Raw genomic sequence first — 17,076 nt, forward strand, 5'->3', positions numbered from 1 at the left:
TAGGTTGGAGGTGGAAGCACAGCAATGTGTGGAGCTGACCAATACTAATCGGTCGAGGGCTTGACCACACGTGTTCACGAAAGTGGACGCGGCATCGGACGCATACGTAGTATGCACCACAAGATCTTGGATGGATCGACTGCTTGTTTCGCTGCTAGTTTTCAGGGAGCAACCTGAAAAGTTTGTTTACACATTGGAGAGATACCCAAGTGGCTCAAGGGGACCCTCTGCTAAGGGGTTAGACTGCGTAAGTGGTGCGAGGGTTCGAATCCCTCTCTCTCCGCCAGTATTAAGGCGGCGTAGCTCAGCTGGCTAGAGCGTACGGTTCATACCCGTGAGGTCGGGGGTTCGAGCCCCTCCGCCGCTACCATAACAACTACATAAGGACGCTTAGCTCAGCTGGGAGAGCATCTGCCTTACAAGCAGAGGGTCGGCGGTTCGATCCCGTCAGCGTCCACCATACAATCTTATGCACGGAGCTGTGGTGTAGAGGCCTAACATGCCTGCCTGTCACGCAGGAGACCGCGGGTTCGAATCCCGTCAGCTCCGCCATTTTAGTTTGTATACCAATTTCATAGTATGGCTCGGTAGCTCAGTCGGTAGAGCAGAGGACTGAAAATCCTCGTGTCGGCGGTTCGATTCCGTCCCGAGCCACCACTTTTAGTCAAGTAAGTCCATAACGGCGCTTGGCAGTATTGTGGAGGCTTAGCGAAGTGGCCAAACGCAGCAGACTGTAAATCTGTTCTCTGACGAGTTCGGTGGTTCGAATCCATCAGCCTCCACCAGTTTTTCCAAGAGCCATTAGCTCAGTTGGTAGAGCACCTGACTTTTAATCAGGGTGTCGAAGGTTCGAGTCCTTCATGGCTCACATGCCATGTGAACAATTCTCTTCATATAAAAAGAGACCTTAACGGTCTCTTTTTTTGTTGTCTTTTTATATCGAAGCTTACTGAAGCTGCTCCAGTTTGTCGGCAACGGACTGGAGTTTTTGCTGCATGGATGCCGCTTTATCACGGCGGTCGTCTATCTTTATGGAGGTGGAAACGCGTTGAGCGCCATTTTCAAAGGGACTTTCGTGAAGCTTAAGGATGACTGCCATGAGTTGATCCAGGGGGCCCTCGATGATGGTGCTCATTGGAGTAAGCTCATAATGGAGAGGCTGATTGTCTAATACCTTTTGGAGATGGGCTACATATTCACTTAAGCTTGTAGAGTTTGTACCTATAGGAACAACTGTAATTTCTGCAATTGCCACTAGTCATGGTCCTCCTTTGTTAGAAATGACTTTGTCTCTAATTGTACTGGAAACGATGCCCGGTGGCTACTTGCTGATTGCTGCTTGGAAAAAGCGGAAACGCCTGGGTTACCGTCAGTGGTTGACCACCGTCATGTGACGCCGAGCATCGCGCGCCGGGAGCTTCACGCGGTGCGAAAAAACATCTGTAACAAGGAAAGGGAAGCCGCGGCAAACGTCTGGTGGGAGACTGCGCATCGCATCAAATACCAAACAGGGGAGCTGTGAATCGTCACAAGCGATGTCAGGAATTTGACCAAGTCCAGTCGACATACGAGCTTAAAGTTTTTTCGCAGCTCAGTCTACATAATGAAGAGCTCGTATTAAAAAAGGCAGAGCTCTCCATCCATCTTCATTTTGGTGATCAAATGATTTCACTTATGATGTAATCGGCTGTTCGCGCTGCTAAGGCCATTACGGTGTTAGTGGGATTCACTCCGCTGGACGTGACGAAGAGGCTCGCATCGCATACGAATAAATTCGGGATATCGTGCGTTTGCCCGAATGAATTTGTGACAGATCGCGACGGATCGTTCCCCATCCGGCAGCCGCCCATCAGGTGGGCGGTATCTGGCACCACAAATTCGGGTGTTCCTCCCGCAGCCCGAAGAATAGATTCCATGCTCGAGACCGCATGCTCGATGAGCTTGATGTCGTTTTCCCCGTAGCTGAAGGACACCTTGGCTCTGGGCAAACCGAAAGCGTCTTTCTCCCCGGATAACGTGACGCAGTTGTGCTCTTGCGGAAGGACTTCTCCAACCAGTGTCGCGCGGCCGTAAAAATTGTAGTCCAGCATTGCTTCGCGTAGCGGGGTTCCCCATACAGGAGATTTCCCTGTTTTGACGATTCCTTGAGCAAAAGCAAGAGGCCGCGTGCCATGGGCATGCAGGGAATACCCGCGTGCAAAGCCGCGGCTCCGGTCGGTTTCGTAAAACTCCTGAGTAGTAGCCAGCACAGGGGTCCCCTTGTACAGCCGCACTTCCTCCTCGAACTTGGCATACACGTCATGACTGCTGTGCGTCATAAGTGCTTTGCCTACCCAGCCGCTGCTGTTGGCAAGCCCGTCCGGATGACGGCTGTTCGCAGAATTCAGCAGTAATCGGGGTGTTTCGACCGCATAGGCCGATACGATTACGAGTTTGGCTTTTTGACGGTATTCGACTCCTTTTTTCACAAAAAGCACAGCCGCAGCCATTCCGTCAGGCCCTGTCTCGATCTGAGTGACCCTGCTATCGGTAAGCACAGTGGCGCCTGCTTGCACAGCTTTCGGGATATGCTGAATGAGGGTGCTGAATTTGGCGTTAGGCATGCAGCCCTGCTGGCAGAAACCACGGTTAATGCACGGAGGCCTGCCCTCAAAAGGCGCAGACAGAATCGCCAGGGGGGCCGTAACGGAGCGAATCCCCAAGCTCTCACAGCCTCTTTGAAACAAATAGGCATTAGGGCTTAGAGGGTCCCGTTCGGGATAAGGATAAGGCCCGCGGAAGTTTCCCCACGGAAAATGGCGGGGACCGGAAACGGCGATTTCTTTTTCAATCCGGGAGTAGTACGGCTCTAAATCTTTATAATGGATTGGCCAATCCTCGCCGACTCCGTCGATGGATCTTGTCTTGAAGTCGGATTCATGGAATCGCAAAAACACTCCGGTAAAATGCTGGGTTCCGCCGCCCACCCCCCAGCCCGAATTGTTGTGCCCCATGGTAAGAGGATGCCTTCCGTCCACAAGACGGGTATCCTGCCAGCCCAGGCACTGCATGGACAGCTCGTCGCTCGCAAAATCCCTTTGGGGATCCCGCAGGGGACCGGCTTCCAATACCACGACCTGCAGCCCGGCTTCGCTAAGTTCCTGTGCAAGCACACCGCCTGCCGCTCCCGCGCCGATAATGACCACATCAACGGTTTCCGATTGAGTGTTCCATTTCATTGTTTCGACTTCGCCTCCCACGGATCAAGGTGCCCCCGGTCTGCCCGGATGTAACCTCTCGGATAAGCAGGGCCTGCGTACCCGATTTCGGACCAGATTTGGGGGTGAGAATAGTAAGCTTCCACGGTCAGCGTGAGCAGCCTGATGAAGAAGGCTTTCTGCACGGGGGCCGGCCAATCGCCCCTCAGGGACAGGCGAACCTCGGCAACATTCGTGAGCAGCTCCTTCTGTTCCGCCCGTGATAGCTGCTGAAAGGGCTTCGCATGAAACCCGTGCGACATCGTCTCAAGCGCCTCCAGCCCTTTCCGGATTAATTCGGACTGAGGAGGAGTCTCGGGTCCTCTCTGGCCTTCTTCCTTTTGCCCGTACAAAGTGTCATCTATATGCTCCAGCACGTAAGTCAGGATTTCGGACCGGTCGTCGTCGACAAGAAGAGAGCATATGCTTCTGAGCTGCTCCGCTTCTAACCGCGTTAACAACCGATAGTCACGGCGCCGCCTCATACGTGAGCTAACGATAGACCGCGTGTGGGGATCCCAGTGGTTTTGCTCCTTCATGACATCGAAAGAAGGGTATTTCGGCATTTTTCTCATACAAGTCACCTTCCATAAACAGCGATTAACCCGAGAATACCGAGAGCCGAGTACAGCAGGGGCATTAGGACGGGAGGTCCGATAAGGAAATTGCGGAATGCATAAGACCCGACGCGTTTGCCTACTCCCCGGATATGAAGGTATAGGCCGAATAAGCCCGTCAAAATGCCCAGCCACATGCCTATATGAAACAGACAGAGAAGCCAAGACCGGTTAAGGAGAACCGCAAGCAGCCCAACCAGAAAGTACAGCGGGGCGGTAAGAACGGGAATCAGCATGACTTTGCGGTGAAAATTTTGCCGGTAATGGGACAAGGTCACTTGAGCCGCAATAAATAAATAAGCGAAAGCCGTAAACAAAATAACGGACCGGTCTAACGTCCAGGCATTCCAGATCATTGTAGGGGGATCTCCTTTGTTTCGTTTTGAACATCCGTTTAAATCGTTGAACTCTCTTTCTTATTTTTTCCACAAAAGGAGGAGTTAACTCGCTTCTAACAAAATGTTCTCGAGGTTTTGAGCGGGTTAGCCGACCAAACCTTTACCAAGCGGGGCAAGTATGGGCGGAATTTGATTGGGAGACGCTAACAGATGCTGTGAAAAAGCCATTTACCCGTTGTCATCCGTAAAGGTGACGACAGGCAGGAGGAATCGAGCGTATGCACTATCTAATTCCTATGCTGACGAGCTTTATTCTGGTGGCGCTGCTGGTGCCCGTTATGAAGCGAATCGCTGTAAAAGCAGGGTTTGTCGACCGGCCGTCTACCCGCAAAATTCATGCCGCTCCTATTCCCTTGCTCGGAGGAGTGGCGATTTACATCGCTTGCGCGGCGGCAATTTTAATGTTCAGCCGTAACGGCAATCTTTCCTACGCGGTGCTGATCGGCGGAACGGTACTTATGCTGACAGGCTTGACGGACGACTGGTTTAAAACACGGAGTAAGGACTTCCCCGTCTGGCCCAGGTTGATCATCTATATTGCGGTGTCCGCGGTGCCGCTTTTATTCGGCATTCAAATAATCGGAGTATCGAATCTTCACTTCAGCGGCATGATTTTTTTCCCGGTCTGGCTTGTCTGGCTCGGCACGATGGCCTGGATTTTCGGGATCACCAATATGATCAATTTTATTGATGGGGTGGATGGACTCGCCTCGGGAATCGTAACGATCGCTTCTTTGGCGCTGCTTGTGGCGGCTCTTGTCAAAAGGCAGGAGGATTCCGCATTGATTGCGGGTATTCTGGTCGGCGCCTGTCTGGCTTTTCTGGCGTTCAATTTTTATCCCGCCAAAATTTTTATGGGGGACGCCGGCGCGATTTTCTTGGGGTATACGATTGCGGTCGTTGCTGTGGACGGAGCTTTCAAAAGCGCGACGTTTATCTCCCTCCTGGTTCCTGTGCTGGCGCTGGGCGTTCCTATTCTGGATACGGTCATCGTGTTTACGAGAAGGCTCCTGAAAGGCGGGGGGCTGCACCGGGCCGATAAGCTTCATACTCATCACAGCCTTATGCAGTGGGGGCTGTCCCAAACCCAAACGGTTTCTTTCCTGTACCTGATCGGCGCTCTCTTCTCCCTGCTTTCCATTATTGTGGTGCTCATGGGCGTATGAACCGCATCCCGCATCCGGGGCTTACTGAAGGCATCTTTAAGTGAAACGCTTACCTACCTGTGTTACAATAATAGGAAGCACCATGGCAGCCTCGATATTACACAGATAGGGAGCTATGCGGATGGATTGGGAAAGGCTGAAAGAACAATTGGAATCGATCGGCAAAGGGCCGGTCCAACTGATTGCAAAGACGCCGGAAGAGTGGGAAACCCTTACAAGAAACGCGGGGAAAAATAACGGGGACAGGCAGGCCGTGAAGAAGAGCAGCATGCTGATCGGCAAAGAGGTTTATTTCCTGCTCGGCAGGGAAGGAAATGAAGTCCATGCTTTGTCTATTCCTGCGGGAAACTTGGCCGGAGACGAACGTCATCTGGTCGAGTGGCTCATTGAATCTGCGCAGCCGGAGAAAAGGCAAAGCGGCACTCTTTTGCTCGAAGAAGAGAAAAAGCTTTCCGCGCTCAGGGAATGGCTGCTGCAGCATGCCGAAACCGACTCCCAAGCGGAGGTTCCCGACACGATTTCTTCCCAGGCCGGGCTTTATTCGACCAAAATACCTTTTCTCCTGTATGGAGATTATTCTTCGAATATACGGGCGTCTTACCGGGAGCTAAAAAGGCTGCTGGAGACTTTTTTTGACGCGGAAATTATATTGATTCCTTTGCTGGATAAAGAATGGCTGATTCTTGCGCCGGATTATCTGCTCACAGTGGGGCAGGAAGACAAGACGGACGCCCAGGAAGAGAGCACCGAGCAGATGCTCGATGCCCTGGCGTCAGGACTGCATGACATGCTGGCTACCGAATGGGTAGGAGAAAGCCATCTTGGGGTTCACTATCCCATCCAGCCTGCCCAGACGCTTCTGGCGGCCATGCTAGCTCTACGCTCAACGATTATGCTCGGCCGGTTGTACAATGTGACGAATAACATACACACCCCTTGGCATTTACAAATGGAAAAGCTGCTCCATCCGATCCCCGATTCCGAGAAACATCAGTTTCTGGAGCATGTGCTGAAGGACTATTCCATGGATGCCGAGACGCAGTCGACGCTGGAGAGTTTTTTTGCGCTGGACTGCAATGTGAGCGAGACGGCCAAAAAGCTGTATATTCATCGCAACACGCTGTTATACCGGCTGGACAAGTTCAAAAACGAGACGGGACTGGACGTAAGAGCTTTCCACGACGCCGTTTTGGTGAAGCTTGCGCTCGTATTGTACAAAGTAACAAAAAGAAAGTGAGTTTTTTGTGAAGATTGTGCATAGTCAGTCTTCGGGCATTTAAGCTAAGATAAATGTACAGATTCAAATCAAGAACATTCAAGAACCAGGGGGAATGAACTATGGCAGGCGTTCGTCTTAACCATATCGTAAAGAGGTACCCAGGCAACCAAGAAGCAACCGTTAAGGATTTCCATCTCGATATTCAAGATAAAGAGTTTCTCGTATTGGTAGGAGCATCCGGTTGCGGTAAATCCACAACTCTGCGGATGATTGCCGGTCTTGAAGAAATTTCCGAAGGCGAACTGTACATTGGCGACCGTCTCGTTAACGACGTGGCTCCTAAAGACCGCGACATCGCCATGGTATTCCAGTCCTACGCCCTGTACCCGCACATGAACGTGTACCAGAACATGGCGTTCGGCCTTAAACTCCGTAAATTCAAAAAAGCCGATATCGACGCACGCGTGCGTGAAGCGGCTAAAATTCTCGATATTGAACACCTTCTGGACCGCAAACCGAAAGCACTTTCCGGTGGTCAGCGTCAGCGTGTCGCCCTGGGCCGCGCAATCGTCCGCGAACCTCAAGTTTTCTTGATGGACGAACCGCTTTCCAACTTGGACGCTAAACTCCGTGTACAAATGCGTGCCGAAATTTCCAAACTTCACAAACGTCTCGGCGTAACGATCATCTACGTAACGCATGACCAAACCGAAGCTATGACGATGGGAAGCCGGATTGTCGTTATGGACAAAGGCATAATCCAGCAGGCAGCTTCTCCGGAAGAGATCTACAACTTCCCGGTCAACATGTTCGTAGCGGGCTTCATCGGATCTCCTTCCATGAACTTCGTAAACGGCTCGCTGAGCGACCAAGGCGGAGAGCTTCACTTCAAAGCCAAAGGCGTAGACGTTGTTATTCCGCAAGGCAAAGCTCAAGTTCTTCGCGACAAAGGCTATGCCGGCAAAGATGTTATTCTGGGTATTCGTCCTGAAGATATCCACGATGAGCCTGTGTTCCTCGAAGCATCCGCTAAGACAGTGGTTAACGCCCTGATCGAAGTGTCCGAGAACCTCGGTCACGAAATGCAAGTTCACCTTGCCGGTATCGGCGAAGGTACAGTCGTGGCGCGTGTTGACGGCCGTTCCGGTCTGAAAGACGGCGCTAACGTGAAGCTTGCTCTGGACATGAACAAAGTTCATTTCTTCGATAAAGAAACGACGAACTCCATTCTTCTGAACTCGTAAGAATCATCAATTTAAAGCCAGTCCATCGTGACTGGCTTTTTTGACGTATTAGTGGTTGATAAGGCGGCCTATGGGAACGATGCAGGCTCTGTGGGGCATACCGGTAGGCCTGGCGGCAGGTTGATTTTCACCCGGCAGTTGAATTACGATGGAACTATTGGGAAAACAAAGGGGAATGAACGATGGGCAAAAAAGTGAGAGTGTCTGAGCTGGTTGAGCATTACAACCTGGAAGTCATTTGCGGCGAAGACGGTCTTAAGCGGACTGTAACGGTTGCCGATCTTTACCGGCCCGGTCTGGAAATGGCGGGCTATTTCAACTATCATCCGCAGGAACGCGTTCAACTGCTGGGACGCACCGAGATGTCCTTCTTCGAAACGCTGGACGAAACGGTCCGGCTGCATCGCGCCGAGCAGCTTTGCGCAAGCGAAGAGACGCCCTGCATTATCGTCACCCGCGGATTAGATATTCCCGCGGAATTGGTGGAGGAAGCGAAGAAACAACAGCTTCCGGTTCTCCGCAGCCAAGTGGCGACGACCATTCTGGCCAGCCGGCTGACCAACTTCCTGGAAAACAAACTTGCTCCCTCCACTACCATTCACGGTGTACTGGTGGATGTGTACGGCGTCGGGATGCTTATTACGGGAGGCAGCGGAATCGGGAAAAGCGAGACGGCGCTCGAGCTGGTTAAGCGCGGCCACCGTCTTGTAGCGGACGATGCCGTTGAAATTCGCCAGACGGCCGATTACATGCTGTACGGAAACGCTCCCGACCTGATCCGCCATTTGCTTGAAATCCGCGGCGTCGGCATTATTAACGTGATGACGCTGTTCGGTGCGGGAGCGGTGCGGAACGTCAAGAAAATATCCGTCGTTGCCCGGTTGGAAACTTGGCAGCAGGATAAGCAGTACGACCGCCTCGGACTTGACGAAGAAACGACCCGGATTATTGAAGCGGATGTGCCGCTGATCACCATTCCCGTCCGTCCGGGAAGAAACTTGGCGGTCATCGTCGAAGTCGCGGCGATGAACTACAGGCTTAAGCGCATGGGCTTTAACGCGGCCCTGCAGTTCACCAATAAGCTGACGGAAACGCTGGCCGAAGATTTGGACGACATGGACTGAGAGCCGGTTCATACCCACATAGGTAAGGAATAGGAGGATATCGACCGTTTATGCTAAATCCAGTCGCTTTTAAGCTAGGCCCGATTTCCGTGCATTGGTACGGCATTATATTAGGCACGGCGGCCCTGATCGGGCTGCTGCTTGTCATTCGGGAAGGCAAACGCTTCAAGCTGCAGCCCGAATTTTTTATGGATCTGCTGCTGATCGGAGTTCCGTCTGCCATTGTGGCCGCCCGCATTTATTATGTGGCCTTCCAATGGGAAAACTACAAAAACAATCTGAGCGAAATCATCGCCATCTGGCATGGGGGAATCGCCATTTACGGCGCTCTGATCGGGGCTATTATCGCAGCACTTATCTATGTCCGCCGCAAAGGATACTCGTTCTGGCGGATCGCGGACATTTGTGCTCCGGGACTCATCGTCGGCCAAATGATCGGCCGCTGGGGAAACTTCGTGAACCAAGAGGCTCACGGCGGTCCAGTCAGCGAATCTTTCCTGCGCAGCACGCTTCATCTGCCGGATTGGATCGTGAACCAGATGAACATCGAAGGGATTTTCTATCATCCCACTTTCCTATATGAATCGGTATGGAATTTCGTCGGGCTGCTGCTGCTCTTCTGGCTGCGCCGCCGTCCGTTCCTTCGTGCGGGCGAATTGTTTATGAGCTATTTTATCTGGTATTCGCTGGGCCGCTTCTTCATCGAAGGCTTGCGTACGGACAGCCTCGATTTCACGGGACCGGCATGGCTGGCTTCCCTGCTGAACGGATTGTGGTCGCCGATGTCCCTGCTGTTCGGTGAAGCGGGTACGATGACATACGGCGGCAACATCCGTATTTCCCAGCTTCTTGCGGTGCTTATCATCATCGCGGCTATCATCATCATCGTCCTGCGCCGCCGTATGGGCTATGCGAAAACCAAGTACAGCGACCCCATTGAGAAAATCGGCGGGGCACCGGCCTCGGCCAATACAAGTCATTCCTAATAGGAAAGAACTCTTCAAAATAAGGAGCACAGCATGAAGCATACGGTATTGTTTGACCTGGACGGCACCATTCTAGACACCAACGAGCTCATTATCCAGTCGTTCCTGCATGCGCTGGAAGGAAAGACCCCGGAGCTGTTTACAAGAGAAAGCATTATCCCGCATATGGGACGCCCTCTCATCGAGCAGCTTCAGTTTTTCAGCGGACTGGATGAAGTGACGGATCTTCTGACCCTTTACCGGTCCTATAACCTCAAGCACCACGACGAGCTGGTGAAGCCTTTTCCTTATGTAAAAGAGGTATTGGCCAAGCTGCATGCCTACGGAGTCAAAATCGGCGTCGTGACCAGCAAAATCAGGCTGACAACCATGCTGGGCCTGGAGCTTTGCGAGCTGCTGCCGTATATCCAAAGTATTGTGACCGTCGATGATGTCACGAATGCGAAGCCGGACCCGGAAGGGATCAGGAAGGCTCTCCATGAACTGGGCTCAACAGCGGAGGAAGCCGTCATGGTGGGGGACAGCCATTACGACATCGAAGCGGCTAAAGCCGCGGGCGTTGAAGCCGTGGCCGTCAACTGGTCTCTTAAGGGCCAGGCCTACCTGGAACAGTACCATCCGGAGCATATGATCGCGGATATGCGCGAGCTGTATATGATTTTCGGGATTACGGAGGAAAGTGTTTGAGGAAAACCGACAGATACCCGGTCGACGGACCTAACGCCCTATGGCAGATTTACCGGACGGTCAGCAAATGGAAAGCGGTCAAAAATTTCGTCTGGATACAAATCAGCCGCTACTGCCCCTCGCTTCCGGTTAAAAATTGGATCTACCGCCGCATGTTGGGCATGGAGGTGGGAGAACACACCGCTTTCGCTTTGATGGTGATGGTGGATGTATTTTTTCCGGAAAAAATAAAGATCGGCCGCAACTCGATCATCGGGTACAACACAACCATTCTGGCTCACGAGTATTTGACCAAGGAGTATCGTCTGGGTGAAGTGCGGATTGGATCGAATGTGATGGTCGGGGCGAACACAACCATTCTGCCCGGTGTAACGATAGGGGATGGCGCCGTTATCGGTGCAGGGTCTGTCGTACACAAGGATGTAGAGCCATACAGCTTCGTAGCGGGCAATCCGCTTCAGGTTATCCGGACGGGAACTCCCGATTCCGCAGAAGCCCGGACCTTCGGAGCGTCAGCGGAAATACCGGGACCGGTGTCTTCCGGCGATAGCATCAATCGAAACAGTTCATCTTCTTAGGAAGAGAACTGTTTTTTTTGGTTTGAAGCGAAGAGGACATTAGCTCCGGAGAAACGAATGGAAATGAATCTGCAAATTGACGCCTCTGACATTACGTGATAAACTAACGGATATCCTTCAATTTGGTAGTATGGTAGCGTGCTAAAGCGTTTTTGAAAATAGAGGTGTACCGGCAGGGCGAGGAGGAACTTGAATGTCTAAACCGAAAGTGTTTGAAAAGCCTACGGGCTTTAGAGATTTGCTTCCGGAATCGGTAGCGAGAATCCGTGAGATCGAGTTCAGCGTGCTGGACTGCATGGAACGGTGGGGCTACAGCCAAATCGTGACTCCGACGCTGGAATTTTACGATACGGTGGGGGTAGCCAGCTCCATCGAAGACCGCAAGCAGTTCAAGCTGTTGGACCGGAATGGGCAAACGCTGGTGCTCCGCTCCGATATGACGGCTCCGATCGGGCGGGTGGTTTCCTCGCTTCTTAGGGATGAGCCCCTTCCGCTTCGTCTTAGCTATCACGGGAATGTCTTCCGGGCGATGGAGGAAGAAGCCGGGCGTGATTCGGAGTTCGTGCAGACCGGTGTGGAGCTCGTAGGCGACCCGTCTGCGGAAGCGGATGCCGAAGTAGTGGCTTTGGCGATTGCTTCTTTACAGGCCGCAGGCGTAAAAACGTTTAAGTTTGCCCTGGGGCATGTCGGGTTTTTACATGGCTTGTTCGGCGAAACGCTCAAAGATCATCCCGAAGCTCAGGAAGAGCTTAAGAGCTGCTTGCTCGGCAGGGATTACGTCGGTTACCGCACGGCCATCCGGCGCATGGATGTAGACGAAGCCCGACGCGGTGAGCTGGAGAGCATCCTTCGGCTGCGCGGAGGCAAAGACATCTGCGAACAGGCACTCAGCGTCACTTCCGATCCGACGGCACAAGCGGCTATCGCCCATTTGTGCGAGGTTTGGAACGTTCTGGAGGCTTACGGAGTCAGCGAGCATGTGCTGATCGACCTGACGATGATCGGGAATTTTTCTTATTACACGGGTCTTACGTTCGAAGGGTATGCCGCCGATCTAGGGTTCCCGCTGTGCAGCGGGGGCCGTTACGACAATCTGCTTGCCCAGTTCGGACGCCCGGCACCGGCAACGGGCTTTGCATTGAAGACGAACCGCATCCTGGAAGCGGCGGGAGATGCAGCCCGTAATCAGCAGGAACGGGTCCTGATCGTATACGGGGAATCCCGCCGCGCCGAAGCGCTGGGCAAAGCCCGGGAGCTCAGAACCCTTCCCGGAAAGGTCGTCGTCACACGCCACGCCGGAAACGGATCAGTCGCGCCCTGGGACCCGGCAGCGCTGCACAAATTGGAGCAGGGCGGCTACCGGTACGAAGGAAACGTCTACTCGGACGTTCTGCTGTATTTGGCGGATTAGAATCCGGGGGCCGTATCGGTAATTTGCCGGCTGCAGAAGCTGAAGCTGCAATTGCGGCAGCTCTAACCGGAAGACACTGAGATAATTAAACGATTCAGGCCGTTTAAACCGGCCTTTCCGACTATACAGCGGGCTTGCCGGCGGTTCCGCGCCGCACATGACCGCAACCATTTAGCCTTCGACAGAGGCTGCTGACAGGAGGCTGTAGAGCATGCAGGAAATGCTTAAAGTAGCTATGCCCAAAGGGCGTATATATAAACAGGCATTCAAACTTTTCCGCCGTGCGGGATTGCCGATGCCGGACGATAGCGGTGACGATTCCAGGAGACTGATCGTTACCTTTCCGGAAGCGAACATGGAATTCATTCTTGCCAAACCCGTCGACGTTCCGACCTATGTGGAATACGGGGTGGCGGATATCGGAGTGGTGGGCAAGGACGTGCTGATGGAAGAAAACCGGGACGTCTACGAGCTGCTTGATCTCGGTATCGCCCGCTGCCGGATGTCCGTAATCGCGCTGCCGGACTGGCAGCCCGTTCTGAATCCCCGCGTCGCGACGAAATATCCCCGGGTAGCTTCCCAATATTTCAGGGAAAGAGGGCAGCAGGTCGAAGTCATCAAGCTGAACGGCTCGATTGAACTGGCGCCGCTGATCGGCTTGGCCGACCGGATCGTCGACATGGTCGAAACCGGTCAGACCTTGAAGGAAAACGGGCTGGTGGAATACGAGGAAATATTTCCGATTACGAGCAGGCTTATCGCGAACCGCGTCAGTTACCGGATGAAAAACGACCGGATTCAACAGCTTTGCGACGCTCTGCAGGCGACGATTGCGCTGCCGGAGTAAGAGGCTGCTATCCTCTGACGGATGATATAAAGCATTATGAAAACGAAACGATCAGCAGGCGGAAGCCGGCGTTACGAAAGGATGATTGCGCATGAAAATCGTGCCTGCGGAAGAGTTTGAACTCACCCGGGAAGTGGACTACGGGACGGCGGAGCAAAACGACGCCGTGAAATCGATCATCGCCGCTGTACGCAACGAAGGAGATGCGGCTCTCCGGCGGCTGTCCAAGGAGTTCGACGGCGTCGACCTCCACGAACTCCGCGTGGACGAGGCGGAGATCGAGGCGGCGTACGATCGGGTGGACGCCGAGTTTCTGAAGGCGCTGCGTCAAGCCGCCGCCAACATTCGCGCGTTTCACGAAAAGCAGAAACGCGTGTCCTGGATGGACCTGCAGGACAACGGGTCCCTGCTGGGCCAGATCATCCGGCCGCTGCAGCGCGTCGGCTTGTACGTCCCCGGAGGGAAGGCGGCTTATCCCTCGTCGGTACTCATGAACGCCATCCCGGCTGTTGTCGCGGGCGTTCCCGAGATCGTGATGGTGACGCCGCCGGCTACAGCCGGGGAAGAGGGCATCAACCCGCACATCCTGGTGGCGGCAGCCGAGGCCGGCGTGCGGGAGATCTATCGCGTCGGCGGCGCACAGGCCGTCGCGGCGCTCGCTTACGGCACGGATACGATTCGTGCCGTTGACAAGATCGTCGGACCCGGCAATATTTACGTCGCGCTCGCGAAACGCGCCGTATTCGGCGTCGTCGATATCGACATGATTGCCGGTCCGACCGACATCGTGGTCCTGGCCGACGAGTCGGCGGACCCCGAATACATCGCCGCGGACCTGCTGGCTCAGGCGGAGCATGACGAGCTGTCACCGGCCATTCTGGTGACGCCGTCACGCGAGCTCGCCGAGCGGGTCCGCGAAGAAGTGGAGCGGCAGCTGCAGGCGCTGCCGCGCAAAGCGATCGCCGAGGTGTCCACGGCGAACAAGGGCGCGATCGTCCTCGTCGAGGATCTGGACGAGGGCATCCGCGTCGTCAACGCGATTGCTCCGGAGCATACGGAGCTGCTCGTGGACGACCCGTTCGCGGTGCTGCCGCGGATTGAGAACGCCGGGGCGATCTTCCTCGGCGCGTACAGCCCGGAGCCGGTCGGCGACTATTTCGCCGGACCGAATCACGTTCTCCCGACGAATGGTACGGCACGGTTCTCTTCGCCGCTGAACGTCGACGATTTCATTAAAAAGTCCAGTGTGATTTCGTATAGTAAGGAAGCTCTCCTTGCGAACGGGGAGCAAATTATGACGCTCGCCCGTAACGAGGGGCTCGAAGGGCATGCCAGAGCGATACAAGTTCGATTGCAGAAAGAAGGGAACTTTCATGGCTGAACAAGTGGACAAGAACGCAAAACAAGCGGGGCTTGAAGGCGGGAACCCGGGTGGACCGGTTAACGCGGATGCAGTAAATGCGGATGGGGCAGACACAGGTGCGGGTGAAGGCTTGTCCGTCACGGAGTCCGTTTCCCGTGCACGCGTATCCAGCGTAGCGCGCAAAACGAACGAAACCGATATCGAACTTTCGTTCGGCGTCGATGGAACCGGTGTCTCGGAACTGGAGACGGATGTTCCTTTTCTGAATCATATGCTGGATCTTTTTGCCAAGCACGGACAGTTCGATCTTAAAGTTCAAGCTCGCGGAGACGTTGACATTGACGATCACCACACGGTAGAGGACATCGGAATCTGTCTCGGTCAGACGCTCAGGGAAGCTCTTGGGGACAAGAAGGGCATCAAACGGTACGCCAGCGTATTTATCCCGATGGATGAGGCGCTTGCGCAGGTGATTATCGATGTCAGCAACCGGCCTCATTTCGAATACCGGGCGGAGTATCCTTCCCAGCAAGTCGGAAGTTTCACGACGGAGCTGGTTCACGAGTTCTTGTGGAAATTTGCCTTGGAGGCCCGGATTACCCTTCATGTCATTGTTCATTACGGCCGGAACACGCATCACATGATCGAAGCGGTTTTCAAAGCGCTGGGACGCGCCCTGGATGAAGCCACTTCCATTGATCCCCGTGTTAAGGGAGTACCTTCGACGAAGGGAGTTCTCTAAGCATGATTGCCATCATCGATTACGGCATGGGCAACCTGCATAGTGTGAGCAAGGCCGTGGAACGCCTCGGATGCGAGTCCACGGTTACATCCGATCCGAAGATTCTGGCCGAGGCCGATGGCCTTATTCTGCCCGGAGTGGGAGCGTTCGGCGACGCGATGGAGCAGCTCCGCTCGCTCGGTCTCGATCGGCTTTTGCGGGAACTGACCGCTCAAGGGAAGCCGCTGCTCGGTATTTGCCTCGGCATGCAGCTGCTTTTCACCTCCAGCGAAGAATATGGAGAGCATGACGGCCTCAATCTGCTCCCCGGTCAAGTCGTGCGATTCCAAGGGGACTACAAGGTGCCTCATATGGGCTGGAACCGGCTGGAGTTCAAGCAGATCAGCCCGCTTCTGGAAGGGCTTGAAGAGGGCCACGTTTATTTTGTTCATTCGTATCATGTGAAGCCGGAGCGTCAGGAGGATCTTCTGGCTGTCACGGATTATCATCAGCCGGTTACGGCTGTAGTAGGAAGAGGTTCCGTCTTCGGCATGCAGTTTCATCCCGAAAAAAGCGGTGAGTTGGGCATGCGGCTGCTTCAAAATTTCGTAGGGCTGTGTCGAAGCAAGGCGAAGTCCTAAGATTAACCGGCTCTGAGGCCTATCAGGTGGAGGTAACGAATCATGTCCTTTATTATTTATCCGGCAATCGATATCCGGGACGGCAAATGCGTCCGTCTCGTTCAAGGTGACTATAATCAGGAAACGGTCTATAACGAGAATCCTCTTGAGGTCGCGCAAGCTTGGGAAGCTCAAGGCGGGCAGTGGATTCATCTGGTCGATCTGGACGGCGCGAAGGCCGGCCGGCCGGTTAACGACAAGCTGATCGGCGAAATCGCACGCACGGTGAAAGTTCCGGTCCAGGTGGGGGGCGGACTCCGCACGGAGGAGGATGTCGATCGTCTGCTGTCGCTGGGCGTAACTCGCGTCATTCTCGGCACAGCCGCCATCGAAGACCGTGCTTTCGTCCAGTCTCTGCTGGCTAAACACGGGGAGAACGTGGCCATCGGCCTGGACGCGCGGGACGGTTTTGTCGCAACCCGGGGCTGGCTTGAAACTTCATCGGTAAAAGCGGAAGATTTGGCGGTTCAGCTTGCCGAGCATGGCGCCAAAACGTTTATTTTTACCGATATTTCCCGGGACGGCATGATGGGCGGACCGAATGTGGAGGCTATCGTACGGCTGGCGCAAGTTTCCGGCCAGACGGTCATTGCTTCGGGCGGCGTGAGCCGGACGGAAGATCTGGAGCGGCTTGCCGCCGAGGCAGCGAACGGCGTTGGCGGCGCGATTGTCGGCAAGGCGCTGTACACAGGCAGCATCCGGCTTGAGGAAGCGCTGAAGCTGGTTTAGGTTTCGGTTTGGTTTAGGGCGGCGATAGGAAGAACAACGGAGTAAGGAATATACGGGCGCTAGCTCAGCG

Annotated in this window: 17 protein-coding genes and 7 tRNA genes; 20 read left to right on the forward strand and 4 right to left on the reverse strand. The window is 54.1% G+C overall.

Annotated features, from left to right (window positions below; all coding sequences use genetic code 11):
• The first annotated feature begins 195 nt into the window (after window positions 1–195).
• The 7 genes from KVT34_RS17805 to KVT34_RS17835 all read left to right on the forward strand — a co-directional run bounded on the left by KVT34_RS17805 (window position 196) and on the right by KVT34_RS17835 (window position 868).
• Window positions 196–286 (forward strand) — tRNA-Ser (locus KVT34_RS17805).
• A gap of 7 nt (window positions 287–293) precedes the next feature.
• Window positions 294–370: transfer RNA gene (locus tag KVT34_RS17810), tRNA-Met, on the forward strand.
• 14 nt (window positions 371–384) lie between these two features.
• Window positions 385–460, forward strand: a tRNA-Val gene (locus KVT34_RS17815).
• A 15-nt stretch (window positions 461–475) separates the two neighbouring features.
• Window positions 476–552 (forward strand) — tRNA-Asp (locus tag KVT34_RS17820).
• 29 nt (window positions 553–581) lie between these two features.
• Window positions 582–657 (forward strand) — tRNA-Phe (locus KVT34_RS17825).
• A gap of 42 nt (window positions 658–699) precedes the next feature.
• A tRNA-Tyr gene (locus KVT34_RS17830) sits at window positions 700–785 on the forward strand.
• A gap of 10 nt (window positions 786–795) precedes the next feature.
• Window positions 796–868: transfer RNA gene (locus KVT34_RS17835), tRNA-Lys, on the forward strand.
• A gap of 78 nt (window positions 869–946) precedes the next feature.
• Here the strand turns inward: KVT34_RS17835 and KVT34_RS17840 are convergent.
• The 4 genes from KVT34_RS17840 to KVT34_RS17855 form a co-directional block, all read right to left on the reverse strand.
• Complete coding sequence (locus KVT34_RS17840; protein WP_217560179.1) at window positions 947–1,255, reverse strand: MTH1187 family thiamine-binding protein; 309 nt, start codon at window positions 1,253–1,255, stop codon at window positions 947–949.
• A 403-nt stretch (window positions 1,256–1,658) separates the two neighbouring features.
• Window positions 1,659–3,218 carry a GMC family oxidoreductase gene (locus KVT34_RS17845; protein WP_217560180.1) on the reverse strand — a complete coding sequence of 520 codons (1,560 nt, stop codon included), beginning with the start codon at window positions 3,216–3,218 and terminating at the stop codon, window positions 1,659–1,661.
• The gene (locus KVT34_RS17850; RefSeq protein WP_217560181.1) at window positions 3,215–3,811 is read right to left on the reverse strand and encodes a gluconate 2-dehydrogenase subunit 3 family protein; all 597 of its coding nucleotides are present in this window, start codon (window positions 3,809–3,811) and stop codon (window positions 3,215–3,217) included. The genes KVT34_RS17845 and KVT34_RS17850 overlap by 4 nt, the downstream gene beginning before the upstream one ends.
• A 5-nt stretch (window positions 3,812–3,816) precedes the next feature.
• Window positions 3,817–4,209 (reverse strand): hypothetical protein, encoded by a 393-nt coding sequence (locus KVT34_RS17855; RefSeq protein ID WP_217560182.1) that lies wholly within the window; start codon window positions 4,207–4,209, stop codon window positions 3,817–3,819.
• 260 nt (window positions 4,210–4,469) lie between these two features.
• On the opposite strand from KVT34_RS17855, the gene KVT34_RS17860 reads away from it, so the two are divergent.
• The 13 genes from KVT34_RS17860 (at window position 4,470) to hisA (ending at window position 17,006) form a co-directional block, all read left to right on the forward strand.
• Window positions 4,470–5,417: an MraY family glycosyltransferase gene (locus KVT34_RS17860; RefSeq protein WP_042232352.1), complete on the forward strand. Its 948-nt coding sequence runs from the start codon at window positions 4,470–4,472 to the stop codon at window positions 5,415–5,417.
• 121 nt (window positions 5,418–5,538) lie between these two features.
• Window positions 5,539–6,654, forward strand: a complete 1,116-nt coding sequence (locus KVT34_RS17865; RefSeq protein WP_217560183.1) for a helix-turn-helix domain-containing protein — start codon at window positions 5,539–5,541, stop codon at window positions 6,652–6,654.
• 101 nt (window positions 6,655–6,755) lie between these two features.
• Complete coding sequence (locus KVT34_RS17870) at window positions 6,756–7,880, forward strand: ABC transporter ATP-binding protein (RefSeq protein ID WP_217560184.1); 1,125 nt, start codon at window positions 6,756–6,758, stop codon at window positions 7,878–7,880.
• Between the two features lie 182 nt (window positions 7,881–8,062).
• On the forward strand, window positions 8,063–9,004 hold the full coding sequence (gene hprK, locus KVT34_RS17875) for an HPr(Ser) kinase/phosphatase (RefSeq protein WP_217560185.1): 942 nt from the start codon (window positions 8,063–8,065) through the stop codon (window positions 9,002–9,004).
• A 50-nt stretch (window positions 9,005–9,054) separates the two neighbouring features.
• Entirely contained in the window at window positions 9,055–9,990 is a 936-nt protein-coding gene (gene lgt / locus KVT34_RS17880) for a prolipoprotein diacylglyceryl transferase (protein ID WP_217560186.1), read from the forward strand.
• 33 nt (window positions 9,991–10,023) lie between these two features.
• Window positions 10,024–10,677 (forward strand): pyrophosphatase PpaX, encoded by a 654-nt coding sequence (gene ppaX / locus KVT34_RS17885; protein ID WP_042232340.1) that lies wholly within the window; start codon window positions 10,024–10,026, stop codon window positions 10,675–10,677.
• Window positions 10,674–11,255 carry an acyltransferase gene (locus KVT34_RS17890; protein ID WP_217560187.1) on the forward strand — a complete coding sequence of 194 codons (582 nt, stop codon included), beginning with the start codon at window positions 10,674–10,676 and terminating at the stop codon, window positions 11,253–11,255. The genes ppaX and KVT34_RS17890 overlap by 4 nt, the downstream gene beginning before the upstream one ends.
• A 193-nt stretch (window positions 11,256–11,448) precedes the next feature.
• Entirely contained in the window at window positions 11,449–12,666 is a 1,218-nt protein-coding gene (locus tag KVT34_RS17895; RefSeq protein WP_217560188.1) for an ATP phosphoribosyltransferase regulatory subunit, read from the forward strand.
• 211 nt (window positions 12,667–12,877) lie between these two features.
• Window positions 12,878–13,513, forward strand: coding sequence for an ATP phosphoribosyltransferase (hisG, locus tag KVT34_RS17900; protein ID WP_217560189.1), 636 nt, complete (start codon window positions 12,878–12,880; stop codon window positions 13,511–13,513).
• Window positions 13,514–13,604: 91 nt separating this feature from the next.
• Entirely contained in the window at window positions 13,605–14,894 is a 1,290-nt protein-coding gene (gene hisD, locus KVT34_RS17905) for a histidinol dehydrogenase (RefSeq protein ID WP_217560191.1), read from the forward strand.
• The gene (hisB, locus tag KVT34_RS17910; RefSeq protein ID WP_302695441.1) at window positions 14,887–15,618 is read left to right on the forward strand and encodes an imidazoleglycerol-phosphate dehydratase HisB; all 732 of its coding nucleotides are present in this window, start codon (window positions 14,887–14,889) and stop codon (window positions 15,616–15,618) included. The genes hisD and hisB overlap by 8 nt, the downstream gene beginning before the upstream one ends.
• Window positions 15,619–15,620: 2 nt before the next feature.
• The gene (gene hisH / locus KVT34_RS17915) at window positions 15,621–16,238 is read left to right on the forward strand and encodes an imidazole glycerol phosphate synthase subunit HisH (RefSeq protein WP_217560192.1); all 618 of its coding nucleotides are present in this window, start codon (window positions 15,621–15,623) and stop codon (window positions 16,236–16,238) included.
• A 42-nt stretch (window positions 16,239–16,280) separates the two neighbouring features.
• Window positions 16,281–17,006: a 1-(5-phosphoribosyl)-5-[(5-phosphoribosylamino)methylideneamino]imidazole-4-carboxamide isomerase gene (gene hisA / locus KVT34_RS17920; protein ID WP_042232327.1), complete on the forward strand. Its 726-nt coding sequence runs from the start codon at window positions 16,281–16,283 to the stop codon at window positions 17,004–17,006.
• Window positions 17,007–17,076 lie beyond the last annotated feature (70 nt).

This window comes from Paenibacillus sp. GbtcB18, from assembly GCF_019091125.1.
Classification (GTDB): Bacteria; Bacillota; Bacilli; order Paenibacillales; family NBRC-103111; genus Paenibacillus_F; species Paenibacillus_F chitinolyticus.

Excerpts from the sequence above, each read along its gene's own strand:
- KVT34_RS17845 (WP_217560180.1), bottom strand. The coding sequence starts at position 3,218 with ATGAAATGGAACACTCAATCGGAAACCGTTGATGTGGTCATTATCGGC.
- KVT34_RS17850 (WP_217560181.1), bottom strand. The coding sequence starts at position 3,811 with ATGAGAAAAATGCCGAAATACCCTTCTTTCGATGTCATGAAGGAGCAA.
- KVT34_RS17855 (WP_217560182.1), bottom strand. The coding sequence starts at position 4,209 with ATGATCTGGAATGCCTGGACGTTAGACCGGTCCGTTATTTTGTTTACG.
- KVT34_RS17860 (WP_042232352.1), top strand. The coding sequence starts at position 4,470 with ATGCACTATCTAATTCCTATGCTGACGAGCTTTATTCTGGTGGCGCTG.
- KVT34_RS17865 (WP_217560183.1), top strand. The coding sequence starts at position 5,539 with ATGGATTGGGAAAGGCTGAAAGAACAATTGGAATCGATCGGCAAAGGG.
- KVT34_RS17870 (WP_217560184.1), top strand. The coding sequence starts at position 6,756 with ATGGCAGGCGTTCGTCTTAACCATATCGTAAAGAGGTACCCAGGCAAC.
- hprK (WP_217560185.1), top strand. The coding sequence starts at position 8,063 with ATGGGCAAAAAAGTGAGAGTGTCTGAGCTGGTTGAGCATTACAACCTG.
- lgt (WP_217560186.1), top strand. The coding sequence starts at position 9,055 with ATGCTAAATCCAGTCGCTTTTAAGCTAGGCCCGATTTCCGTGCATTGG.
- ppaX (WP_042232340.1), top strand. The coding sequence starts at position 10,024 with ATGAAGCATACGGTATTGTTTGACCTGGACGGCACCATTCTAGACACC.
- KVT34_RS17895 (WP_217560188.1), top strand. The coding sequence starts at position 11,449 with ATGTCTAAACCGAAAGTGTTTGAAAAGCCTACGGGCTTTAGAGATTTG.
- hisG (WP_217560189.1), top strand. The coding sequence starts at position 12,878 with ATGCAGGAAATGCTTAAAGTAGCTATGCCCAAAGGGCGTATATATAAA.
- hisD (WP_217560191.1), top strand. The coding sequence starts at position 13,605 with ATGAAAATCGTGCCTGCGGAAGAGTTTGAACTCACCCGGGAAGTGGAC.
- hisB (WP_302695441.1), top strand. The coding sequence starts at position 14,887 with ATGGCTGAACAAGTGGACAAGAACGCAAAACAAGCGGGGCTTGAAGGC.
- hisH (WP_217560192.1), top strand. The coding sequence starts at position 15,621 with ATGATTGCCATCATCGATTACGGCATGGGCAACCTGCATAGTGTGAGC.
- hisA (WP_042232327.1), top strand. The coding sequence starts at position 16,281 with ATGTCCTTTATTATTTATCCGGCAATCGATATCCGGGACGGCAAATGC.